The organism is Pseudoxanthomonas sp. JC1303 (genome assembly GCF_058448525.1).
Genome location: NZ_CP185958.1, coordinates 3,104,821 through 3,127,472 on the forward strand (window position 1 = coordinate 3,104,821; position 22,652 = coordinate 3,127,472).

At 68.3% G+C, this 22,652-nt stretch carries 17 protein-coding genes; 6 read left to right on the forward strand and 11 right to left on the reverse strand.

Annotated features, from left to right (window positions below):
* Positions 1-586: 586 nt before the first annotated feature.
* From ACORQU_RS13870 to ACORQU_RS13880, 3 genes are all read right to left on the reverse strand, one after another.
* On the reverse strand, positions 587-3,262 hold the full coding sequence (locus tag ACORQU_RS13870) for a M1 family metallopeptidase (protein ID WP_491641699.1): 2,676 nt from the start codon (positions 3,260-3,262) through the stop codon (positions 587-589).
* 102 nt (positions 3,263-3,364) lie between these two features.
* Positions 3,365-4,666: a DUF445 domain-containing protein gene (locus ACORQU_RS13875; RefSeq protein WP_491641700.1), complete on the reverse strand. Its 1,302-nt coding sequence runs from the start codon at positions 4,664-4,666 to the stop codon at positions 3,365-3,367.
* A gap of 39 nt (positions 4,667-4,705) precedes the next feature.
* Positions 4,706-6,076, reverse strand: a complete 1,371-nt coding sequence (locus ACORQU_RS13880) for a GntT/GntP/DsdX family permease (RefSeq protein ID WP_491641701.1) — start codon at positions 6,074-6,076, stop codon at positions 4,706-4,708.
* A 173-nt stretch (positions 6,077-6,249) separates the two neighbouring features.
* On the opposite strand from ACORQU_RS13880, the gene creD reads away from it, so the two are divergent.
* The 5 genes from creD to ACORQU_RS13905 all read left to right on the forward strand — a co-directional run bounded on the left by creD (position 6,250) and on the right by ACORQU_RS13905 (position 11,160).
* On the forward strand, positions 6,250-7,572 hold the full coding sequence (creD, locus tag ACORQU_RS13885; protein WP_491641702.1) for a cell envelope integrity protein CreD: 1,323 nt from the start codon (positions 6,250-6,252) through the stop codon (positions 7,570-7,572).
* Positions 7,572-7,964 (forward strand): hypothetical protein, encoded by a 393-nt coding sequence (locus ACORQU_RS13890; protein ID WP_491641704.1) that lies wholly within the window; start codon positions 7,572-7,574, stop codon positions 7,962-7,964. The genes creD and ACORQU_RS13890 overlap by 1 nt, the downstream gene beginning before the upstream one ends.
* Positions 7,961-8,584 carry a GNAT family N-acetyltransferase gene (locus ACORQU_RS13895; RefSeq protein WP_491641706.1) on the forward strand — a complete coding sequence of 208 codons (624 nt, stop codon included), beginning with the start codon at positions 7,961-7,963 and terminating at the stop codon, positions 8,582-8,584. The genes ACORQU_RS13890 and ACORQU_RS13895 overlap by 4 nt, the downstream gene beginning before the upstream one ends.
* Positions 8,581-9,465 (forward strand): carbon-nitrogen hydrolase family protein, encoded by an 885-nt coding sequence (locus ACORQU_RS13900; RefSeq protein WP_491641707.1) that lies wholly within the window; start codon positions 8,581-8,583, stop codon positions 9,463-9,465. The genes ACORQU_RS13895 and ACORQU_RS13900 overlap by 4 nt, the downstream gene beginning before the upstream one ends.
* A gap of 108 nt (positions 9,466-9,573) precedes the next feature.
* The gene (locus ACORQU_RS13905) at positions 9,574-11,160 is read left to right on the forward strand and encodes a M20/M25/M40 family metallo-hydrolase (protein WP_491645134.1); all 1,587 of its coding nucleotides are present in this window, start codon (positions 9,574-9,576) and stop codon (positions 11,158-11,160) included.
* A gap of 297 nt (positions 11,161-11,457) precedes the next feature.
* On the opposite strand, the gene ACORQU_RS13910 is transcribed toward ACORQU_RS13905, so the two are convergent.
* The 8 genes from ACORQU_RS13910 to ACORQU_RS13945 all read right to left on the reverse strand — a co-directional run bounded on the left by ACORQU_RS13910 (position 11,458) and on the right by ACORQU_RS13945 (position 22,213).
* Positions 11,458-12,009 carry a phosphatase PAP2 family protein gene (locus tag ACORQU_RS13910; protein ID WP_271646666.1) on the reverse strand — a complete coding sequence of 184 codons (552 nt, stop codon included), beginning with the start codon at positions 12,007-12,009 and terminating at the stop codon, positions 11,458-11,460.
* A complete protein-coding gene (locus tag ACORQU_RS13915; protein ID WP_491641708.1) occupies positions 11,987-13,135 on the reverse strand; it encodes a glycosyltransferase family 4 protein in 1,149 nt (382 codons plus the stop codon). The genes ACORQU_RS13910 and ACORQU_RS13915 overlap by 23 nt, the downstream gene beginning before the upstream one ends.
* Positions 13,136-13,216: 81 nt before the next feature.
* The gene (locus ACORQU_RS13920) at positions 13,217-14,470 is read right to left on the reverse strand and encodes a sensor domain-containing phosphodiesterase (RefSeq protein WP_491641709.1); all 1,254 of its coding nucleotides are present in this window, start codon (positions 14,468-14,470) and stop codon (positions 13,217-13,219) included.
* A 171-nt stretch (positions 14,471-14,641) separates the two neighbouring features.
* Positions 14,642-16,174 carry an exopolyphosphatase gene (ppx, locus tag ACORQU_RS13925; RefSeq protein WP_491641710.1) on the reverse strand — a complete coding sequence of 511 codons (1,533 nt, stop codon included), beginning with the start codon at positions 16,172-16,174 and terminating at the stop codon, positions 14,642-14,644.
* Positions 16,175-16,245: 71 nt separating this feature from the next.
* Positions 16,246-18,327: a polyphosphate kinase 1 gene (ppk1, locus tag ACORQU_RS13930; RefSeq protein ID WP_491641711.1), complete on the reverse strand. Its 2,082-nt coding sequence runs from the start codon at positions 18,325-18,327 to the stop codon at positions 16,246-16,248.
* Positions 18,324-19,658 (reverse strand): phosphate regulon sensor histidine kinase PhoR, encoded by a 1,335-nt coding sequence (phoR, locus tag ACORQU_RS13935; RefSeq protein WP_491641712.1) that lies wholly within the window; start codon positions 19,656-19,658, stop codon positions 18,324-18,326. The genes ppk1 and phoR overlap by 4 nt, the downstream gene beginning before the upstream one ends.
* 128 nt (positions 19,659-19,786) lie before the next feature.
* Complete coding sequence (gene phoB / locus ACORQU_RS13940; protein WP_271646660.1) at positions 19,787-20,476, reverse strand: phosphate regulon transcriptional regulator PhoB; 690 nt, start codon at positions 20,474-20,476, stop codon at positions 19,787-19,789.
* Positions 20,477-20,569: 93 nt separating this feature from the next.
* A complete protein-coding gene (locus ACORQU_RS13945) occupies positions 20,570-22,213 on the reverse strand; it encodes a M48 family metalloprotease (protein WP_491641713.1) in 1,644 nt (547 codons plus the stop codon).
* A gap of 167 nt (positions 22,214-22,380) precedes the next feature.
* Here ACORQU_RS13945 and grxC point away from each other — a divergent pair, with 167 nt between their 5' ends.
* Entirely contained in the window at positions 22,381-22,644 is a 264-nt protein-coding gene (gene grxC / locus ACORQU_RS13950) for a glutaredoxin 3 (RefSeq protein ID WP_271646657.1), read from the forward strand.
* The last annotated feature ends 8 nt before the right edge of the window (positions 22,645-22,652 follow it).

A 22,652-nucleotide genomic window follows, 5' to 3' on the forward strand; every position in this document is an offset into this window, starting at 1 on the left:
TCGCCCTATGATCCGCAGCCGCCCGCACCTGGATCGACGCATCGGCGCTGCCCGCGCTGACGACGCCACACGCTTGGACAAATTGGCCAACCGCCTCGACCAACTGCACCTGTGGGTCGCCGCCGACACGGCGTCGGCCAAAACGGGTCAGCACCCGCACAAGGCGGCAGCGATGGGGAGCTCAGGCGTACGGAAGGCTTCCATGGTGCGGGATGGCAGACGCAGTGGAGCGCGTCGGTCTCGCAGTCCCCGTCGGCGCATCCAGGACTCCGCGTCCGCTCAACTGCCGCTGTTCGGTGCCGCACCTGCCTCGGCGCAACTGGTGCTGTTCTAGCGATCTTGATCGGGTATCCGTGCGCGCCTCGTGGCAAGGGGCAGCGATGACGGACTCTGAATACGTGCTCGCCTCATGCCCGCCTCATTGTGATTCGGGCGAGCTGGAGCGCTGAGGACGCGCCGCCAGGGTCGTCGCATCTGCAGATGTGTCGACCTGCGGCTTGTCTCAGCCGGCGTCATTGACCCAATAAAAACGCCGCCGCGGTTTCCCGCGGCGGCGCTCCAATACATCGACTTCAAACCAAGCCGATCACTTCACCAGCGTCGCCGGGTCCTGCTTGGCGGTCAGGGCGCTGCACAGGCCGATGCTTTCGCGGGCCTGTTGCAGGCCGCGGATGGCGCCGGGCAGGTCCTTCAGGCGGGGCTCGAAGAAGGCCTGCAGGCGGTCCGATTCGGCCGGGGTGCAGGCACCGACAGCGGCCACGCGCGGCAGTGAGCCACCGGCGAAGGCGCCGATGCGGTCGTGGATGGCGTCGTAGTTGGCGGTGAACCAGTTCCACTGTGCATCGCGATCAGCCAGAGTGGCGTGCTTGCCGGCGGTCAGCAGATAGCGCATTTCGCCCACCTTGACGTCCTTGCTCAGGCCGAAGCTGCGGACCTTGGCGGCCAGGGCCGGGTCTTCGATCTGGCTCAGCGCGGCCAGCATGGCGTTGCGGTGGGCCGGGTCGATGACGCCGGGCAGGGCGGTCATCAGCTGGTCGACGGCCGGGGCACCGTGCGCCTGCACGCTCACGCCCAGCGCGGTGGGCAGCAGGTCCGGGTTGGCCTTGTCGAAGTCCAGCGTCTTGCCGCCGGCCAGCACCGCATCACCCTGGGCGAGCAGGGCGTCGCGAACCGGGGCGACCTTCATGTCCAGGGCCAGGAAGCTGGCCAAGTGCGCGCGCAGCAGGGCATCGCTGCCCTCCTCACCGGGCTTGCGGGTGTAGCCCAGCAGCTGCATGCGCGGCAGGTAGGCATCCTGTGCCCACTTGGACAGGGCCGCACGCTGGGCGTCGGTCTTGGCCAGGCGGCCGTACAGCCAGGACAGGCGGTCGGTGGGGGCTTCGGCCACTTCGCCCACCTTGTCGCCGGCCAGCGGCTTGAGTGCGGCCAGCACCTGGGCGGGGTTGATCTCGCCCAGGCTGAAGGCGGCGTTGACGCCGTCGCCATAGGCCAGCTTCTCGGTGTCGCTGAGCTGGCCCACGCCGCTGGTCAGCGCCTTGAGCGCCTTGGCATCCAGGCCGATGCGGTAGTAACCGGCGGCTCCCGCGTTGGGCATCACCCAGCCGCCCTTCTTGGCGCCGGGCAGGGCCAGGGTGCCGCTGGCCGCGGACAACAGGGTGCAGGCCTTGTCGCTGCCTTGGTGAGTCTGGTAGCGCACGCAGACCGGCACGCCCCAGGTCTTGGCAGCGTCACCGGTGCTGCCCAGCGGCAGGTAGCGCTTCTGGGTGAGCTTGAGCACGACCTTGCCGTCGGTGTCGGTCACCTCGGTGTGCACGTAGGGCACGCCGGGCTGGTCCAGGAAGCTGTTGAAGGCGGCCTTGAAGTCCGCGCCCTTGTCGGCGGCGCGGGCGATCTCGCTGACCAGGTCGTCGGCGGTGGCGTTGCCGAACTTGTGGTCCTGGATGTACTGGCGCATGCCCTTCTTGAAGGTGTCCTCGCCGACATAGTTCTCGAACATGCCCAGCACCGCCGCACCCTTCTGGTAGGTGATGCCGTCGAAGGCGTTCTCGATGTCGCCGCTGCCGGTGATCTCCTGGCGCATCTTGCGCGTGGCCACCAGCGCATCACCGGACATCGCGCCCTGCGCGCCCAGCACGCGATCCAGGTCGGCGCGGTATTCCGGGTGCACCTTCATGGTCACCTTCTGCTGCATCCAGGTGGCGAAGGACTCGTTGAGCCACAGGTCGTTCCACCAGGCCATGGTCACAGTGTCGCCGGTCCACTGGTGGGCCAGCTCGTGGGCGATCACGTTGAAGGAGGACTGTTTGTAACTGGTGGCCGAGTTCTCATCCAGCAACAGCAGGAAGTCGCGGAAGGTCACCAGGCCGGCGTTCTCCATCGCACCGGCGGAGAAGTCCGGCGCGGCCAGCAGGTCCAGCTTGTCCCACGGATAGCCGAAGCCGTAGTAGTCCTCCAGCGTGTGGATGATCACCGGGGTGGAGTCCAGCGCGAGCTTCATGCGCGGGCCCTTGCCGGCCGGCGCCACGCCGCGCAGGGGCAGGGTGCCGCTACGCTCGGGCGTGGCGGTGATGCCCGGGCCGTCGACGATGTCCCACGGACCCACGGCGAAGGCGACCAGATAGGTCGGCAGCGGCAGCGTGCGCGAGAAGGTCAGCGTCTTCCAGCCCTGGCCGGCGGGGGTTTCCTTCACCTGCGAGGTGTTGGCCACGCCCTGCAGGTCGCTGGGGATGGTCAACTTGATGTCGTAGGGCGTCTTGAACGCCGGCTCGTCGAAGCCGGGGAAGGCGAAGCGCGCGCTGATCGGTTCCATCTGCGTCATCGCGTAGGGCTTGCCCTCGTAGGTGACCTTGTACAGACCTTCCAGCTCGCCATTGAACGGCGCGGTGTAGGCGATGGTCACGGTCAGCACCTGCGGCTGCAGGGTCTTGCCGAAATCGATGCGGGCCACGCCGTTCTGGGCGTCGGCGGCCACGTAGGTGGCCGGGGCGGCCTTGCCGTCGGCGCCGGCCACGGTCACCTTGGAGACCTTCAGTTCCTTGCCGTCGATCCACAGATGGTCGCTGGCCTGGGTGAGCTTGACGTGGATGGTGGTGGTGCCGCTGAAGCTGTCCTGCGCCGGGTCGATCTTCAGGTCCAGCGCATAGTCCTGCGGCACGGCCCAGCCCGGCAGGTGGCCGCTCGGCACAGCGTCATTGGCGGCAAAGGCACTGACGCTGCAGGCGGCCAGGGCCAGGGCAAGCAGCGAACGGGTGGGTCGGCGCATCGCGCGGCTCCGGTTGGCGAAAAGAGAACCGCCACCGTGCCGCCACCCGACCCGCCGGGACAGTGCCACAAGGCATGGGCCGGCGAGGCCTCCCGGAACCCTTCACACGCCCCAGAACACCACCACCGCATGCAGGAGCAGCCCGATCAACCCGCCCACCAGGGTGCCGTTGAAGCGGATGTACTGCAGGTCGCGGCCGACGGCCAGTTCCAGCACGTCGACCAGCTGGCGTTCGTCCCAGCCTTTCATGGTCTGGGCGATGTGGCTGGTGACGCCGCTGCGCAGGCGGGTGGTGAGGCTTTCGGCGGCGGTGGTGAGGTGGGTGTTGAGCGCGTCACGCAGCGATGGATCGCGGCCCAGGGCCTCGCCCAGGGCCTGCAGCGAGCGTTCCAGGTGGGCGGCCAGGCGCGAGTCGGGGTTCTCCAGATCGGTGCGCAGGGCGGCATGCACCTGGTCCCACAGGCCGCGCACGTAGTCCTGCACGGCCGGATGATCGATCAGGTTCTGCTTGATCCGCTCCACGCGCGCGGTCAGGTCCGGGTCCTCGCGCAGGCGCACGACGTAGTCAGACAACCAGGCCTCGTAATCCTGGCGCAGGGGATGCTCGGGGGTGGACAGGACCTGCTGCAGTTCGTCCAGGGCGGCGGTGGCGATGCGCTGGGCCAGCGCGTCGCCGATTTCATCCACCGGCTTGATCAGATCCACCGTGCCCATCAGCTTGGGCCACTCGCGCCGCGCATAGCGCACGATCAGCGCCGAGGCGCGCGCCTTGAGCGCCGGGTCGTCCAGCCAGCGGCCGATGCGCTTGAGGGCCTCGTCCAGCAGTTCCTGGTGGCGGCCGTCGGCGGTGAGGATGCCCAGCACCTCGCCGGCGGTCCCGGCCGCGTTCCAGCGCCGCAGCCGGTCGATGACGAAGCGCTGGATCGCCGTTCGCACGGCCGCTTCGTCCAGCAGGTCCAGGGCCTGCAGGGCCCAGCCGCGCGCCATGCCGGCCAGCATCTTCGACTGCGTCGGCTCGGACAGCCACTGGCCCAGGCGCGTGGCCGGGTCGAACACGCGCAGCTTGTCCAGCAGCGCCTCGGGCGCCAGGAAGTGGTCACGGACGAACACCGCCAGACTGTCGGCCAGCCGCGCCTTGCCGCGCGGGATGATCGCCGTGTGCGGGATCGGCAGGCCCAATGGCCGGCGGAACAGCGCCACCACGGCGAACCAGTCGGCCATCGCGCCCACCGCGGCGGCCTCGCAGAAGGCGGCCACCCACGCCCACGGGCCGCGCAGGCCCATCGCGTGGCTCAGGGCGAAGCCGGCCAGCATCAGCAGCAGCAGGCCGAAGGCGGCCAGCTTCATGCGGCGCAGGCGCAGGCGGCGGGGATCGTCGGCGAGGCCGGTCAGCGATTCGGTCATGCAGCCAAGCCTAGCGCGTGTGATGCAAACCGCCTGCGATCACGCGAACAGCCGCCACAGCAACGCGGTGCCGGCCAGGCCGACCAGCGACACGATGGTCTGCAGCACCGACCACACCAGCACGGTCTGCTTGAGCTTGAGGTCGAAGTATTCGCGCACCATCCAGAAACCGGCGTCGTTGACGTGGCAGAAGAACACCGAGCCGGCGCCAATGGACAGCGCGATCAGCGCGCCCTGCGTGGCCGGCAAGTGCGCGACCAGCGGGGCGAGGATGCCAGCGGTGGTGGTCGTGGCCACCGTCGCAGAACCGGTCGCCTGGCGAAGCGCGACGGCGATCAGCCACGCCAGCAGCAGGAAGGGCAGGTGCGCCGCCTGGGCGACCTTGGCGATGGTGTCACTGATGCCGGCGTCCAGCAGCACCTGCTTGAGGCCGCCGCCGGCGCCGATGGTCAGCAGCAGCGCGGCGATCGGCGGCAGGCTCTTGAGCAGTACCTTGTTGACCCGCTCGCGGCCCAGTCCATCGCCCCAGCCAAGCACCACGATGGATGTGACCACGGCAAGGGCGAGGGCGACGATGGGTTCGCCGAGGAAGCGCAGCCCGGTCGAGGCCAGCGAGGCTTCCGGCAGGGCGACCTTGGCCACGGTCGCACCCAGCATCAGTGCCACCGGCAGCAGGATGATGCCCAGGCTCGCGCCGAAACCCGGCTGTGCGGCGGGTGCCTGACGCGAGGCGTAGAGGGCTTCCATGTGATCCGGCACCGCGATCACCATGCGGCGCGAGAGCCATATCCCGTAGAGCGGTCCTGCCAGGATCACCGCGGGAATGGCGATCACCAAGCCGAACAGCATGGTGAGGCCCAGGTCCGCGTGCAGTGTGCTGACCGCGATCAGCGGGCCCGGATGCGGCGGCATCAACGCATGCAAGGTGGTCATGCCGGCCAGCGCGGGGATGGCGATGCGCAATAGCGGCTGCTCGGACCGGCGCGCCATGACGAAGATGATCGGCACCATCATCACTAGGCCGACTTCGAAGAACAGCGGTAGGCCGATCACCAGCGCCACCAGCGCCATGACCCAGGGCAGCGCCTTGCCCTTGCCAAGCTTGAGCAGGGTCGAAGCGATCCGGTCGGCGGCGCCGGTGTCGGCCAGCATCGCGCCTAGCATGGCCCCCAGCGCGATGATCAGGCCGGCGTCTCCCAGCAGGTGCCCGGCCCCGGTGCTGAAGGATTTGGCGAGCTTCTCGGCGGGCAGACCGATCCCGAGCCCGGCGGCGAAGGTGCCGATGAGGATCGACAGGAACGGGGGCAGCCTGGCCACGCTGATCAGGACGATGATGCAGGCGATGCCAACCAGGGCGCAGAACAGCAGGCGTGAATCCTGCGCAAGCCAATGCACGGTGGTGAAATCCAACGATTTGCTCCAAGGATTCTGACGAATATGTCAGTTTGGCGCCGGATGCGGTGGTGGCAGCCTGGGAAGGTGAGGGCCGGCTGGCGCACTTCACATTGGCTTCAAGATGAGCTCAATCGCCATCCACAGGGGGCGCGCACGCTGCGTGCCATCGACCCTGGCCGGAGGCCCGCATGAAATCCCTCAAACTCGTCCTACGCTTTGCCGTGGTCGGTGTGCTGACCCTGGCGCTGCTGATCCCGTTGACGATGATCCGCAGCAAGATCGCCGAGCGCACCGCCTACCGTGCCCAGGCGGTGGAGCGGGTCTCGCGCAGCAGCGCCGGGGCCCAGCGCCTGGTCGGGCCGCTGCGCGCGGTGCCGTACACCGATACCCACGAGGAGTCCTACACCGACGACAAGGGCGTGGCCCGCACGCGGACCGTGCACGAGCCCGGTGTGCTGTTGCAGGCTCCGCAATCGCTGAACGTGCACGGCCAGCTGCGTCCGCAGACGCGGCGGGTCGGGCTGTTCGACGTGCCCACCTACGTGTGGGAGGCGCGGCTGGCGGCACGCTTCGGGCAGGAACTGCCGGCGCTGCCGGCCGGCGTGTCGCGCCGTTACGGCACGCCTTATCTGCTGCTGGGCGTGCAGGATGTGCGCGGCCTGATGGGCACCCCCAGGCTCACCGTCGACGGCGCCGCGCTGTCGCTGGTGCCGGGTACCCGCGACTTCAACGCACATCTGCCGGGCATCAGCGCCACGCTGCCTGTGGTGGAGGACGGGCATGTCGCCGCAGGCGAGGTCTTGGTGGACTTCTCCCTGGCCGGCACGGAGGCACTGGACGTGGTGCCGGTGGCCGACGACACCCGCGTGCAGCTCGCCTCGGCCTGGCCGCATCCTTCCTTTACCGGCGACTTCCTGCCGGTGCGGCGGCAGGTGGGCGGTGCGGGCTTCGACGCGCAGTGGGCGGTGTCCTCGCTGGCCAGCCAGGCCCAGACCCAGCTGCAGCGGCTGCGCGCGCAGGACGTGGCGCTGGATGCGCTGCGCGTGGAGCTGGTCGACCCGGTGGATGTCTACACGCTGGCCGACCGCGCCAGCAAGTACGGGATCCTGTTCGTGGTGCTGACCTTCGTGGGCTTTGGCCTGTTCGAGCTGATCAAGCGCCTGCCCATCCACCCCATGCAATACCTGCTGGTTGGCCTGGCGTTGGCGATGTTCTTCCTGCTGCTGATCAGCCTGTCCGAGCACATCGCCTTCTGGATCGCGTACCTGGTCTCGGCGGCGGCGTGCATCGGGGTGCAGTTCGTCTACCTGTCCGGCGTGCTGCGCGGCTGGTGGCGCGCGGCGGGCTTCGCCCTGGGGCTGACCGCGCTGTATGGCGCGCTCTACGGGCTGCTGATCTCCGAGGACAACGCGTTGCTGATGGGCTCGCTGCTGCTATTCGGCATTCTGGCCACGATCATGGCCATCACCCGCAAGCTGGACTGGTACGCGCTGTCGGCGGAGTTGCGCTGATGCTGCTGCAGGGACGCGCCGTGCGCCATGCGGCGCGTCGCCTGCCATCGATCCTGTCGGTGGCAGGCGTGCGCGTGGAAGAGGGGCTCACGCCGCTGTTGCTGCCGCTGCGGCATGGCTGCGAGGGCGCGGTGGTGTTCCAGCTGGCCGAGGCCACGGTCCGGGCGTTGCGGGAGCGTCCCACGGTGTTGCTGGGCCAAGCGCTTGCGCCGCGTTGCGTGCATCTGTCGGCCTGGCGTCCCTGGCGCCTGCTGCGCAGTGCCCGATACGGCCTGCTGTGGCTGAGCGCGCAGCGCGACGGGCCGGCCTGGCTGGTCGTCGCGCCGGAAGACGGCGTTGCGGTTTACCTGTGGCGGGACAAGAAGACCGCGTGCGCTAAATTGACGCCATGACCTCGCCCGACCACGCGTCAGCCGCGCACCGGATCACCCTGGTGCGCGGTGCCGATATCGCCCCGCATCTGGATGACCTGGCGCGTCTGCGCATCGCCGTGTTCGCGCACTGGCCGTACCTGTACGAAGGCAGCCTGGATTACGAACGCCAATACCTGGCGGCCTACGCGCGTTCGCCGCGCAGCGTGTTCGTGCTGGCGCAAGCCGGTGACGCCGTGGTGGGCGTGTCCACCGGCCTGCCGCTGCTGGACGACACCGAGGCGTTCTCCAAGCCGCTGGCCGAACAGGGCCTCGATGCGACCCGGGTGTTCTATTTCGGCGAATCGGTGCTGCTGCCGGAGTGGCGTGGTCGCGGCATCGGACATGCGTTCTTCGATGCGCGCGAAGCGCATGCGCGCGCGCTGGGGGGCTTTGACACCACCGCGTTCTGCGCGGTCGACCGCGACCGGGGCGATCCGCGCCGGCCAGCGGGACACCGCGACAACGATGCCTTCTGGCACAAGCGCGGCTACACGCGCCGCGACGGCCTGACCGTGACCTTGCCCTGGCGCGAGCCGGCGCGCGGCGAGGTCACGCATACGCTCACCTTTTGGACCCGACCCCTGGAGCCGCAGGCATGAAAGTCGCCGTCGCCAAATATCCCATCGGCCAGCCGCGCGACTTCGACGCCTTCGCCGAAAAGCAGGTGCATCTGCTGCAGCAGGCCGCCGATGCCGGCGCGCGCATCGCGGTGCTGCCGGAGTACCTCTCGCTGGAACTGGCCGCGACCTTTCCGGTCGCCGTCAGTGCCGAGCTGCTGGCCTCGCTGGAAGCGACCCAGCAACACGCCGAGGACTTCCTGCATCTGTACGCCACCCTGGCCCAGCGCATGGGCCTGCACGTGATCGCCGGCAGCTTCCTCACCGCCGCCGGCAACGGGCGTTATCGCAACCGCGCGCACTGGTTCACCCCGGATGGGCGCAGTGGCTGGCAAGACAAGCTGCAGCTGACCGGCTTCGAGAAAGCCGCGCGGGTGATCGAGGGCGGGGAGGAGGTGCGGGTGTTCGAGGCCGACGCCATCCGCGCCGGCATCGCGATCTGCTACGACGCCGAATTCCCGCTGCCGGTGCGCGCCCAGCAGCAGGCCGGCGCGCGCCTGCTGCTGGTGCCCAGCTGCACCGATACCCAGGCCGGCGCCACCCGGGTCAAGGTCGGCTGTTTGGCACGCGCCCTGGAGAATCGCGTGTTCGTCGCCCAGTCGGTGACCGCCGGCATCGCGCGCTGGAGCCCGGCGCTGGACGAGAACACCGGCGAGGCCGCGCTGTTCGCGCCAATGGACGTCGGCTTGCCGGCCGATGGCGTGGTCGCGCAAACGAGCGGCGAGCAGGTCTGGGCCGTCGGCGAGCTGGATTTCGAGGCACTGGAGGCCAGCCGCGCCAGCGCCCAGGTGGCCAACGATCGCGACTGGGACGGGCAGGACGCCCCCGCGCTGCGCCGTGCGCGGGTCGTGCCGTTGGCCTGACGCAAGCGTCATGTCCGGCCATGACCGATGGCCGGCGGCAATCCCCGCGCCGCACTGGCAGACTCGTCCGGTTGATCAACCACAACGGGGAAGCAGGACATGACGCGGATGCAGTGGGGTGCGCTGGTAATGGGATTGGGCCTGGCGCTATCGGCGCAGGCCGAGGAAGCGGTCGACCTGGCGATGGTCGGCAAGATCCGGCAGGAGGCCTTTCATCGCTCGCAGGTGGGCGACACGCTGGAGCACCTGACCGAGCAGATCGGTCCGCGGCTGACCAACTCGCCCAACATGGCCAAGGCCAATACGTGGACCAAGCAGAAGTTCACCGAGTGGGGATTGAGCAACGTCCACGACGAGGCCTTCGCCGACTTCGGCCGTGGCTGGGAGTTTGCCAACGCCAGCGTCGAACTGCTCAGCCCGCGCACGGCACCGCTGCATGCCGTGCCCAAGGCCTGGACGCCGGGCACCAACGGCCCGGTCGAAGGCGAGGCCATCGCGCTCAAGATCAAGGCCAAGGGCGACCTGGACCAGTACAAGGGCAAGCTGCGCGGCAAGATCGTGCTGCTGAGCCAGGCGCGCGACTACAAGCCGGATACCGAGGCGGCCTCCAAGCGCTACGACGAAGCCGGCCTGACCGAACTGCTGGATTTCGCCATCCCCGCACCCAAGGACCCGGCCGCCCGCGACAAGCGCCTGAAGGACTATCTGGAACGCACCGAACTGACCAAGGCCACCAACCAGTTCCTGATCGATGAGGGCGCTGTCGCCGCATTGAGCATCAGCGGTTGGGACGACGGCATCCTGCGCGTCGGTGGCGGCGGTTCGCGCAAGGCCGGCGAGTCGGTCGGCGTGCCCGAACTGGTGGTCGCCGCCGAGCACTACAACCCACTGTTGCGCGCCCTGGACCGCAAGCAGACCGTGCGCCTGCGGGTGAACTCCGATGCGCGCTTCACCAGCGACGCCAACGACCCCGGCTACAACACCATCGCCGAGCTCAAGGGCAGCGGCAAGGCCGACGAGGTGGTGATGCTGGGCGCGCACATGGATTCCTGGCACGCCGGCACGGGCGCTTCGGACAATGGCGCCGGCGTGGCGGTGATGATGGAGGCCATGCGCATCCTCAAGGCGGTCGGCGCTCGGCCCAAGCGCACCATCCGCGTGGCGCTGTGGAGTGGCGAGGAGCAGGGCCTGGTCGGTTCGATGGATTACGTGGCGCGCCACTTCGCCCGTTACCCGGAGCCGACCGATCCGGCGCAGAAGGAACTGCCGGCCTACTACCGCGAGCCCACCGGCGCGCTGCAGAAGACCAAGGAGTGGAACACGCTCTCGGCGTACTTCAACCTGGACAACGGCTCGGGCAAGATCCGTGGCGTCTATGCGCAGGAGAACCAGGCGGTGATGCCGATCTTCGAGGCTTGGCTGAAGCCATTCAACGACGTGGGCGCGACCATCGTCACCAGCCGCAACACCGGCAGCACCGACCACATCGCGTTCGACCGCGTCGGCCTGCCGGGCTTCCAGTTCGTGCAGGACCGGCTGGACTACGGCACTCAGGTGCATCACAGCGACCTGGACACGTACGACCACGCCTCCATCGCCGATCTGCAGCAAGCCGCGGCCATCGTGGCGACCTTCGTCTACCAGGCCGCCATGCGCGATGACAAGCTCCCGCGCAAGGACGTGCTGGAGGACTGACGCCTCCGTAGAGCGGAGCTTGCTCCGCTGGGGCTTTCCTCACGAAACGAACCAAGCGCAGCGGAGCAAGCTCCGCTCTACGGCGATGCGCTTGTTTCAGCCCAGCAGGCTGACGCCCGGCACAGCCCAGATCGCCAGGGCGGCCAGCGAGGTGCCGATGATCGAGGCAGCCAGCGTGTCGCTGAGAAAGTGCAGGTCTTCAACGCTCTGTAGAGCGGAGCTCGCTCCGCTAGGGCTTTCCCGCTGACCGAACCAAGCGCAGCGGAGCGAGCCCCTCTCTACGACGATGCGCTTGTTTCAGCCCAGCAGGCTGACGCCGGGCACCGCCCAGATCGCCAGGGCCGCCAGCGAGGTGCCGATGATGGAAGCAGCCAGCACGTCGCTGGGAAAGTGCAGGCCCAGCACCACGCGCGAGGTCGCCACGCAGGCGGTGAATGGCACGAGCAGCGGCGCCAGCGCCGGATAGTGCGCCAGCGCCACCAGGGTGAAGGCCACCGCATGCAGCGTATGCCCGGACGGGAAGGAGAATTCGTCCAGCGGCGCCACCCAGGCCTGGATGCGCACGTCCGAGGCGAATGGCCGTGGGCGCCGGGTCCAGCGCTTCAGGCCCTTGTAGAGCAGCAGCGCGACCGCGCCGGTGGCCGCCAGGTGCGCGGCGGCAGCCAGGCCGTGCCAGCCGTCGAACACGATCAGCGCGCCCATCAGCACATACCAGAACACCCCATCGCCCAGGCGGCTGATGAGGGCGAAGAAGCGGCGCACGTCCTGGCGCCGGCCAAAACGGTTGGCGAACAGGCACACGCCTGCTTCGCGGGGGAGGTTCAACTCACGCGGGGACGACGTGCGCATGGGGCCTCCGTTGACGCGCCAGACGGGATAGCAGGACATCGAAATCGGCGGCCACCTGGGCCGGTTGCAGGGCCTGGACCGCCTGGTGCGCGGCCGCGCCCATGGCTTTCCAGCGTGCGGGCTGTGCGCCCAGCGCGCAGACAGCCGCCACGAAGGCATCGTCATCGCCCACCGCCGCGCCGTGCAGGCCGCTGCGCAGGTGCTCGCGCGCCGCGCCCGAGTCGAAGGCCACTGTGGTCAGGCCGCTGGCCATCGCTTCCAGGGTCACGTTGCCGAAGGTCTCGCTGCGGCTGGGGAACACGAACAGGTCGGCGCTGGCGTAGTGCCGGGCCAGGGCCTCTCCGCGCTGCATGCCCGCGAAGATGAAATCCGGGTGCGCGGCCTGCAGCGCCGCGCGCTCCGGGCCATCGCCGACCCACACCATCCGCGCCTGCGGGCGATCGCGCTGCAGGGAACGGAAGCTGCGCACCGCCAGTTCCAGGTTCTTCTCCGCGGCGATCCGGCCGACCGAGAGCACCACCGGTGCTTCGGGATGGGCGTTCCACTGGGTCCGTAGCGCCTCATCGCGGAAGTCGGGATGGAACTGGCGGGTGTCCACTGCACGCGCCAGGCGGCGCACGTGATGGAAGCCCTGTTCCTCCAGCCACTGGCCCAGTTCCAGCGTCGGCACCAGCGTGGCATCGCCACCATTGTGGAAGCGGCGCATCCAGCGCAGGGCGGTCGGCCGCAGCCAGGGCATTCCGTAATCGTCCATGTAGTGATCGAAACGGGTATGGAAACCCGTGGCCGCTGGAATCCCCAGCTGCCGCGCCGCGCGCAGGGCCGACCAGCCCAGGGGGCCTTCCGTGGCCACGTAGATGGCATCCGGCGCGTGACGTGCGAAATGGGCCCGCAGTGCCTGCGGTGCGGGCAGGCCGAAGCGCAGCCCGGGATAGCGCGGCAGGCGGCCGCCGCGGACCAGTAGCGTGTCGGGGCAGGGCGGTGCGTCTTCATCGGCGGGCTGTCGCGGGCGCACCAGCGCCACCGCGTGGCCGCGCTGCCGCAGCCCTTCCTCCAGACCCTGCACGGTCAATGCAACGCCATTGATTTCGGGCGGATAGGTCTCTGTGACGATGGTGTAGCGCATGAGCGTCTCCCACGTTTGGCATAGCGTGGGCTGCGGTCGTGCACCCTGCATTGCAGGGGCGTGGCAGTTTGATGAAACGCGCTAGTTCAGCGACTTGCTGGCTCGCAGGGCCTGGAAGAGCGCATCGCGCGATAGTGGCTGGGAAAGGTGATAGCCCTGGACCTCGTCCACGCCCAGCACTTCCAGGGCGGCCAGCTCCTGGGCGGTTTCCACGCCTTCGGCCACGACGTGACTCCCGGTCTGGTGGCCGAAGCCGATCATCGCCGCGGCCAGCGCCTTGCGCGAGGGGTCGCTGTCGATGCTCCGGGTCAGGCTGATGTCCATCTTGATGATGTCCGGATGCAGCGTGAGGATGTGCCGCATGTTGGCGTAGCCGGCACCGGCATCGTCGACCGCGAAGCGCACCCCAGCCTGGCGCAGCTTCTGCACCGTGGCCTGCAGGGGGTGGTAATCGTCGACCAGGGCGTGCTCGGTGATCTCCATGACGATGCGGCCGGGCTGGATCACGTCCAGGTACTCCAGCACATCGCCGCTGACGAGCGTCTGCGGCGAGACATTGAGCGCCACATAGAAGCCACCCGGCACCGCACGCAGCCCATCGAGCGCGGTCAGCATCGCGTTGAGCTCCAGGCGCACGCCCAGGCCGATTTCGTTGGCTTCGTCGAACCATTTGTCCGGCGGACGGCGCGGCTCCATGTCGAAGCGGGACAGGCACTCCACGCCAACGATGGTGTGATCGGACAACCGGTAGATGGGCTGATAGACGATGCGCGGCTGCCCCATTTCCAGGACCGCGCTGATCCGCTCGACCTTGGCGCCATGGTCACGCACGGCAGCCAGGTCGCCCTCGACCTGGAAGGCCAGCAATTGGGCGAACGCACGCATCATGTGTAGGTCGCGCTCATCCAGGCTCAGGTCCGGCTCGAAGCTGAAACAGCAGAAGGTCCCATAGACCCGACCGTCGCCCAGCACGATGGGGACGCTCAAGTGGGCGCCAATCGGGATCGCGCTGGTCTCGGGCAGGCAGGCGGCCGCCGGAACCTGCGCAGTATCCGGAATCAGCTGCGGGATGCGCCCTTCCACCACGCCCCGGCAGTAGCCCGACTCCATCGCCATGGTGTCACCGGCATGCAGCTGGAGGCGGCCGCTCTCGTTGATCACGTAGCGGAAGACGCGGTCGCGGGTGCCGAACTCGGAGACAAAGGCCACGTCCATGCGCAGGTGGTCGCGTACTGCGCGCAGGATCTGCTCGACGTTGCGGTCGACCGAGCTCGAGGCGCTCGCAACCTGCGCCATGACTTGCTGGATGAGTGCATCGGCATTCTGGCGGGCCATGCAATTCCCTGTGCGGCTTGGCGGCGGGGCGCGTGACCGGCATCGGCCATTCGCACGCTTTCCTTTCCTAGGACGTTAACACTGGCGCCATGGGGCCATGCAAGTCTTGGGGCAGTTGGTAAGCCGTGCTCTACAGGGACAGGGGGAGGCGGCAGGGTCCCTGAGGGCGGTTCAGGTCACGAAGGGCTTGAAGGTGACACCCAGGTCAGGCAGCGCGTCGGCCTCGCCGATCAGGTCGGCGCGCAGCAGCGGCCGGGCATCGATCCACGCCTTGTCCAGGGTCAGGCGTAGGTCATCGGCCGTGGCCTCCAGATCCAGCACGGGAATCTCGTCCTGGTCATGGGCGCGGTGCAGCAGCACGGCCAGGCGCAGCAGGACGGCAATGTGCCGAGCTGCGGGAATGCGGCGGTCCGGCAGTGCGTCGAAGGCGGATTTTGGAATGCCGCGACGATGCGTGCGCACCAGCGCCGAGAGCATCAGCTGCTCCTGGCGAGAGAAGCCGGCGATGTCCGAGTGCTCCAGCAGATAGGCACCGTGGATGTGGTACTGACTGTGGGCGATGGCCAGGCCGATCTCGTGCAGTCGCGCGGTCCACGAGAGCAGGCGCCCGTCGTCCGGTTCCAGTTGCCAGGCCGGCGCGACCTGCGCGAACAGGCGCGCGGCCGTGGCGGCCACGCGGCTGGCCTGGGCCTCGTCCACGCCGTAGCGGTGCATCATGCTGGCCACCGACTGTTCGCGTGGATCGTTGTCGCCGCGGCGGCCCAGCATGTCGTAGAGGATGCCTTCGCGCATGGCGGCTTTGCTCACAAGGACGCGTTCGATGCCCAGCGCCTGGAAGGCGGCCTCCATGACCAGCACCCCGCCGGCAATGATCGGCTGGCGATCCTTGCTCAGACTGGGCAGGTCGATGTTCTCGATCTTTTCCGCCTGCAGGAGGCGCTCGCGCACCTGGGGCAGGGCTTCGGCGGTGATCGCGCCCTTGGTCAGCTTCATCGCCGCGCAGATGTCGCCGATGGCCTTGGCGGTACCCGACGAGCCAAGCGCTTCCTGCCAGCCCAAGCTCCGGTAAAGCGGAGCGAACTGCTGCAGCTCGGCGGTGATTTCCGTCAGGGCCGTATTCCAGCGCTTCTTGGTCAGCTTGCCGCCGGGAAAGAACCGCCGGGTGCTGGCGATGCAGCCGACCTGGATGCTCTCGCGCTCCAGGGTTTGCATGCCCGAGCCGATGATGAATTCGGTCGAGCCGCCGCCGATGTCGATGACCAGGCGCTTGCTGCCGGCCTTCGGGGGTTGTGCATTGCAAACGCCCAGATAGATCAGGCGTGCTTCCTCGCGGCCGGAGACGACCTCGATGGCGTGACCCAGCGCGGCTTCGGCCGGGACCAGGAACTCCTGCGGCAGCGCCAGCCTGCGCACGGTGTTGGTCGCCAGGGCACGGACGCGGGCGTCGGGCAAATCGCGGATCCGCTGGCCGAAGCGCGACAGGCATTCCATGGCCCGGGCGTGGGCCTCGGCCGACAGGCCGCCGCGGTGATCCAGGCCGTCGGCCATGCGCACGGTCTCGCGCAGGCGGTCGATCACGCGCAGCTGGCCCTGGGTGTAGCGGGCCACGATCATGTGGAAGCTGTTGGAGCCCAGGTCCACGGCTGCCAACTGGTCGTTGTCCTGCAGCGGCTGGGAGAAGGTCTGGGGGAGGGTGAATGGCATGGCGCGCAATGGTAGCCGAAGCCACATTCACCTTTCATGGTGCCCGCCGCGTGGCGGGCGATGACGCAGGGTCAGACCTTGGCCAGCAGCGTGCCCTGGGCCGAGTGCGGCGCTTGGTCCTGCGCCGGCGAACACTTGTGGTATTCCCCGTCCGCGTCCAGTTCCCAGGCGTTGCAGTTGTCGTCCAGATAGTTCTGCAGATGATCGCGGAACACCCGCGCGGCCAGGCGCGCGTCCAGGATCGGGAAGCAGGTTTCCACCCGGTGCAACAGGTTGCGCTCCAGCCAGTCGGCGCTGGCACAGTACAGCTCCGGGTCGCCGTCGTTGCCGAACCAGTACACGCGGCTGTGCTCCAGGAAGCGTCCCACGATCGAGCGCACGCGGATGTTCTCCGAGATCCCCGGCACGCCCGGGCGCACCGTGCAGGCGCCGCGCACGATCAGGTCGATCTGGACGCCCTCCTGCGAGGCCGCGTACAGGGCCCGGATCACCCGGACCTCGTTGATGGCGTTGACCTTGATGATGATGCGCGCCGGCCGACCCTCACGGGCCAGGCGCGCCTCGCGCTCGATCTTCTTGATCACCCCCGGATGCAGGGTGAAAGGCGACTGCAACAGGCACTTGAGCTTGGTCGTGGGCGCCAGTCCGGAGAGTTGCTGGAACAGCAGGTGCACGTCGTTGCCGATGTCCGGGTTGGCTGTGATCAGGCCCAGATCGGTGTAGGCGCGCGCGGTGCCGGCGTGATAGTTGCCGGTGCCCAGGTGCACGTAGCGGCGCAGCTTCTTGCCCTCGCGGCGGACGATGAGCAGCATCTTGGCGTGGGTCTTGAAGCCGACCACGCCATAGACCACCTGCACGCCGGCTTCCTGCAGCTTGTCGGCCAGGCCGAGGTTGGCCTCCTCGTCGAAACGCGCGCGCAGTTCGACCACCACCGTGACGTCCTTGCCGTTGCGCGCGGCGATCACCAGGGCATCGACGATGGCCGAGTCTTTGCCGGTGCGATAGAGCGTCTGCTTGATGGCCAGCACGTTGGGATCGGTGGCGGCCTGCTTGAGCAGCTCCAGCACCGGGGTGAAGGCATCGAAGGGGTGGCTGAGCAGCACGTCGCCGTCGGCGACGGTCTCGAACATGGCATCGCCGTCGCGCAGCGTGCGCGGGGTGAAGGCCGGATACTTCAACTCGGGGCGCTGGACCAGATCATAGACCTGGCTGACCCGGTTGAGATTGACCGCGCCATTGATGCGATACACCGCGTTTTCGGTCAGGCCGAAGTTCTCCAGCAGCGTGCCGACGATGGCCTTGGGGCAGTCGTGGGCAATCTCCAGGCGCACCGCGGGCCGGTAGCCGCGCCCGGCCAGCTCGTCTCGCAGGGCCAGGGCCAGGTTCTCCACTTCCTCCTCGTCGACCACCAGCTCTGAGTTGCGGGTCACCCGGAACTGATAGGCGCCCTTGACCTCCATGCCGGGGAACAGGTCGTCCACGAAGGCAGACAGCACGCTGGAGAGCAGCACGAAGTCGTGCTCGCCGCCGGAGATGCGCTGCGGCAGCTGGATGATGCGCGACAGCGAACGCGGCGCACGCACGATCGCCAGGTGCCCGGCACGACCGAAGGCGTCCTTGCCCTTGAGCACCACCACGATGTTGAGCGACTTGTTGAGGATCTTCGGGAACGGATGTGACGGATCCAGGCCCAGGGGCGAGAGCACCGGCATGATCTCGTTGCGGAAGTAGGCGCGCAGCCAGCGTTTCTGCCGGGCGTTCCACACCAATTGGCTCAGCACGCGCACGCCGGCCTGGTCCAGGGCCGGGCGCAGGACCTGGTTCCAGCAGGTGTACTGGGCGTCGACGAGCTGCGCGGCGCGGTCGTGGATGCGCGTCAGGACCGTGGCCGGGCTCAGCCCATCCGGTCCGGCCGGCAGCCCGAAATCCTGCGCGTGCCGCACGGTGGCCGCGCGGATCTCGAAGAACTCGTCCAGGTTGGTGCAGCTGATGCACAGGAAGCGCAGCCGCTCGAGCAGCGGCACCGATGGATCCTGTGCCTGGGCCAGGACGCGGAAGTTGAAGTCCAGCTGCGACAGCTCGCGATTGAAGTACAGGGCACTGTCGCGCAGCGGATCGGCGGTCTCGACGGGCAGTTCGGTGGCGGCATTCATGCGGTCTGACTCTCTTGAAGCGGGAAGGCCCCCTCGCGGGGATGCACGCGCTCGGGACCGAAATGGACCGAGAAAGTACTGCCCTGGCCGACCGCGCTGTCGATCTCCAGCCGGGCCTGATGCAGGTTCAGCACATGCTTGACGATGGAGAGCCCAAGCCCGGTGCCACCGCTTTCGCGCGAGCGGCTGGTGGAGACCCGGTAGAAGCGCTCGGTGATGCGCGGCAGGTGCGATTCGGGGATGCCGTAGCCGGTATCGCGCACGCTCAGCACCGCGCCTTGACCCTCGCGGGCCAGGGCGATGGTGATGGTACCGCCCACCGGGGTGTAGCGCACCGCGTTGCTGACCAGGTTGGAGAAGGCGCTGTGCAGCTCCTTGTTTGATCCCCACAGGTCGATGTCGCCGCAGTCTTCCATCACGATGGTCTGCCGGCGCTGGCTGAGGGCTTCGGCCTCGCGGCGCAGGGTGGACATCATCGAGGCCATGCCGATGTTCTCGTGTGGCAGGCTGTCCTGCACCTCGAGGCGCGAAAGGGTGAGCAGGTCTTCCACCAATTGGGTCATGCGGTTGGACTGCTTCTGCATCTCTTCCAGGATCGGCTTCCACTCCGGCACCTCGTCGGTGTCGAGCATGTCCAGGTAGCCATGGACCACGGTCAGTGGGGTGCGCAGTTCATGGGAGACATTGGCCACGAAATCCCGGCGCATTTCTTCCAGGCGCAGCAGCTTGCTGACGTCGCGTGCCACCAGCAGCCAGTACTGGTCCGAATAGGGGATCAGGCGGATGTTCAGGCGCAGCGCGGCATTGGCCGGCGAGACCGCGTCGAGCATCGGCTCGGCGTTGCGCCCGCCACTGAGCCAGTGCGACATGGGCAACGGTTGCAGGCGCTCGCCGACCGGCGCGCCCAAGTCGACCGGATGACGTAGCCCCAGCAGCGCGGTCGCGGCCTTGTTGAACCACAGCACGCGCTGGGTGTCGCGGTCGATGACCACCACCGCGTCGGGCAGGGCGGCCGCCGCGGCGCGGTAGGCGCGCAGCATGGACAGCAGACGGCGCTTGCGGGTGCGCATGTCGGCCTGGCCGCGGTGCAGCAGGCGGTCCAGTTCGTTCCAGACGCCATCGCCACGCGGTGGCTTCAGGCGTTCGCGGGCCGTCAGGCGGCGCAGGACCACGCGCAGGTGCCAGAACTGCCAGGCAACCACGCCCAGCGCGCCCAGCGCCAGGACAGGCCAGAACGCACCGACGAGCCAGCCGACGACTGCGGCGATGAGCAGGAGGGTGGCGAGGCGGAACAGGGTGCGGTTCCAGGCCGAGCGCAGGTGCAGAGGCATGAGGCGATTGTGTCAGAGCTGTTGCCGAGCGTAATGCGTCGGTCGTGGCAGGCATGCGGCGGCGCGGCGACCGCCTGGCGACAGGCATGTGACTGTCGCGTGTTGCCCGGCCGCGGGTGGGGCGCTGCTCAGGTGGAGACCGAGAACCGGTAACCGGAGCCACGCACGGTCTGGACCATGTTGTCCGCGCCATGCGGTTCGAGGGTCTTGCGCAGGCGGCGGATATGCACGTCCACGGTGCGCTCCTCCACGTACACGCTGCCGCCCCAGACGTGATCCAGCAGCTGGGTCCGGCTGTAGACGCGCTCGGGATGGGTCATGAAGAAGTGCAGCAGGCGGTACTCGGTGGGGCCGATCGGCACCGGCGTGTCCTCGGCGAACACGCGATGGGCGGCGCCGTCGATGCGCAGGGTGCCCACCGAAATGCTGCCGTCTTCCTCGTCCTCGCGGGTGCGGCGCATCACCGCGCGGATGCGCGCCAGCAGCTCGCGCGAGGAGAACGGCTTGACCACGTAATCGTCCACGCCGGCTTCCAGCCCGCCCACGCGGTCGTTCTCCTCGCCGCGCGCGGTGAGCATGATGATGGGGATCTCGCGGGTCAGGGCGTCCTTGCGCCAGCGCCGGGCCAGGTCCAGGCCGCTGGTGCCCGGGAGCATCCAGTCCAGCAGAATCAGATCGGGGACCTTGTCGGCGATGGCGCCCTGCGCCTCGCGGGCGTCGCCGGCGTGGACCGGTTCGAATTCACCCTTGCGCAGGGCAAAGGCGACCATGTCGCGGATGGCCGGTTCGTCGTCGACGATCAGGATGCGTTTCTGCACGGAATTTCGCCAAGCCGGTGGGATCGGCACCAGTAGACGACAATTTTATGACTCGATTGTGACAGTGGGGCCGGCCCGGGCGCCGTGGCCGGATCAGCGATTGCGATCCAGGTCCGGATCGCGGATGCCGGCATCGCGCAGTTCAAGGACCTCGGGCGTGATCGCGGCGATGCGCGCGTCGACCCGGGCGCGGTCGTAATAATCGAGTGTTTCGCGTCGCTTGAGGTTCTGCAGCTGGGTCAGGGCCTGCTCCGGGCGCCCGTTCAGGTAGGCGACCTGGGCGTACGCCTCTCCGGCCTTGGCGCTGTCGCCGGCCAGTTCGCAGGCGCGGGCGTAGGCCTGCTGGAAGATCGGATCGTCGTCCGCGCTCCCCAGCAGCGGCTGCAGGATCGCCTGCGCCTGCTTGCCGCCAGCCGCGGTGCCCTGCGCATTGAGCGCCTGCGCGTAGGTCAGGGCGATCGGCCGGCTGTCCGGGCGGTGCTTGCGCAGCGCCTCGAAGCGCTGTTTGGCCGCCGCCATGTCTCCGTTGCGCGCCTGTGCCTCGGCCAGCGCCAGGCCCAGCCATACGTTGTCCGGATCGGCCTTGAGCAACGCGGCGAAATGCGTGACGGCGCTCAGTGTGTCGTTGCTGCGCAGCTCGGCCAGGGCCAGGCCATATTGCTGCGGGGCGGTCAGCTCGCCGGTACTGCGGCGGATGCCTTCGTATTCGCGCACCGCATCGCCCGGGGTGTTGGCGCTGAGGACACGCAGGCGCTCGTGCGCCCAGGCGAACAGCCCGGTCGCACCCGCCTGAAAACTGCTCTCAGGCAGCGAGACCTGGAACGGCAGCAGGGGATTGGTGCTGGGCATACCTGCCGCGTAGTTGCCTTCGCGCGGGCTGGATTCAGTGATCTTGCCGCCGGGGGTGGTCACGGTGGTGACCACGTTCTGCTCGCGCTCGATGCGTTCGGCGCGGTCGTGGGCTTCGCTGATGCGGGTGGTCGTCACCGGATGGGTCTGCAGGTAATCGGGCACTTGCTCGCGTTCGCCCCCCCGGTTGGCGCGCATGACCTGCTGCATGCGGGCAAAGAAGTCGGCCATCGCCTCCGGGTCGTAACCGGCGCGGGCCAGGGTGCGGATGCCCAGACGGTCGGCTTCGGATTCGTTGGAGCGCGTGTAATCGATCTGGCGCTGCTGCATCAGCCCCAGGCCGCTGAAGATGGCGGCCTGGGAGGCATCTCCGCTGGAGTTTCCTCCCGCTGCCTGGGCCGCGACGATCGCCCCCAGCATGCCCAGCAGGATGGGAATCTGATCGCGCTGCGCGCGTTCGACGCCGCGCAGAACGTGTTGCTGGGTGACATGGGCGATCTCGTGCGAGAGCACCGCAGCGACCTCGTCCTCGCGCGTTGCAGTCAACACCAGTCCCGAGTTGACTGCGATATAGCCGCCGAGGGTGGCGAAGGCGTTGATCTGACGGTCGCGCAGCATGAAAAAGGTGAACGGCTGCTGCGGGCGGTCGCTGTTGGTGGCGAGCTTCTGGCCGACCTTGTCGAGCCAGTCGTCGATCAGCGGATCGTCCAGCAGGTAGCCGTAGTTGCGCAGCTCGCGCAGCGTCATCGCGCCGTACTCGCGCTGCCGGGTCGGCGTGAGCAGCTCGCCGGCGGACGAGCCGATGTCGGGCAGCCGCTCGGTCTGGGCGCGGCTGATCGGCGCGGCGACCAGCAGGGTGAGGGCGGTGGCCAGCAGGGTCAGGCGCACAGGCAGGCTCGGTGAGTAGCGATAAGCGCAGTGGCGCAGGATGCGGGCCCTGGGTGCCCGACGCGTGAATCAGTGGTTAATCCGCTGCGTTGCATGTCTGTCTCTGGTTTCCCGCCTCCATGCCACCATGATGCCTGTCTGACCATCAACCGGGCGGAGAATTCCCCATGAGCACACCCGAGATCACCATCTACTCCACCGCCATCTGTCCGTACTGCGTGGCGGCCAAGAACTTCCTCAAGTCCAAGGGCCAGACCTGGACCGAAGTGCGCATCGATACCGACCCGGCCGAGCGGGAGAAGATGATGGCCAAGACCCGCCGCACCAGCGTGCCGCAGATCTTCATTGGCGAAACCCACGTCGGCGGCTACGACGACATGATGGCGCTGCACCGCGCCGGTGGGCTGGAACCGCTGCTGGCCGGCGCCTGAGTCGATCA

What these genes read in the sequence shown, in the direction of transcription:
- ACORQU_RS13870 (WP_491641699.1), bottom strand. Translation starts at nt 3,262, where the DNA reads ATGCGCCGACCCACCCGTTCGCTGCTTGCCCTGGCCCTGGCCGCCTGC.
- ACORQU_RS13875 (WP_491641700.1), bottom strand. Translation starts at nt 4,666, where the DNA reads ATGACCGAATCGCTGACCGGCCTCGCCGACGATCCCCGCCGCCTGCGC.
- creD (WP_491641702.1), top strand. Translation starts at nt 6,250, where the DNA reads ATGAAATCCCTCAAACTCGTCCTACGCTTTGCCGTGGTCGGTGTGCTG.
- ACORQU_RS13890 (WP_491641704.1), top strand. Translation starts at nt 7,572, where the DNA reads ATGCTGCTGCAGGGACGCGCCGTGCGCCATGCGGCGCGTCGCCTGCCA.
- ACORQU_RS13895 (WP_491641706.1), top strand. Translation starts at nt 7,961, where the DNA reads ATGACCTCGCCCGACCACGCGTCAGCCGCGCACCGGATCACCCTGGTG.
- ACORQU_RS13900 (WP_491641707.1), top strand. Translation starts at nt 8,581, where the DNA reads ATGAAAGTCGCCGTCGCCAAATATCCCATCGGCCAGCCGCGCGACTTC.
- ACORQU_RS13905 (WP_491645134.1), top strand. Translation starts at nt 9,574, where the DNA reads ATGCAGTGGGGTGCGCTGGTAATGGGATTGGGCCTGGCGCTATCGGCG.
- ACORQU_RS13910 (WP_271646666.1), bottom strand. Translation starts at nt 12,009, where the DNA reads ATGCGCACGTCGTCCCCGCGTGAGTTGAACCTCCCCCGCGAAGCAGGC.
- ACORQU_RS13915 (WP_491641708.1), bottom strand. Translation starts at nt 13,135, where the DNA reads ATGCGCTACACCATCGTCACAGAGACCTATCCGCCCGAAATCAATGGC.
- ACORQU_RS13920 (WP_491641709.1), bottom strand. Translation starts at nt 14,470, where the DNA reads ATGGCCCGCCAGAATGCCGATGCACTCATCCAGCAAGTCATGGCGCAG.
- ppx (WP_491641710.1), bottom strand. Translation starts at nt 16,174, where the DNA reads ATGCCATTCACCCTCCCCCAGACCTTCTCCCAGCCGCTGCAGGACAAC.
- ppk1 (WP_491641711.1), bottom strand. Translation starts at nt 18,327, where the DNA reads ATGAATGCCGCCACCGAACTGCCCGTCGAGACCGCCGATCCGCTGCGC.
- phoR (WP_491641712.1), bottom strand. Translation starts at nt 19,658, where the DNA reads ATGCCTCTGCACCTGCGCTCGGCCTGGAACCGCACCCTGTTCCGCCTC.
- grxC (WP_271646657.1), top strand. Translation starts at nt 22,381, where the DNA reads ATGAGCACACCCGAGATCACCATCTACTCCACCGCCATCTGTCCGTAC.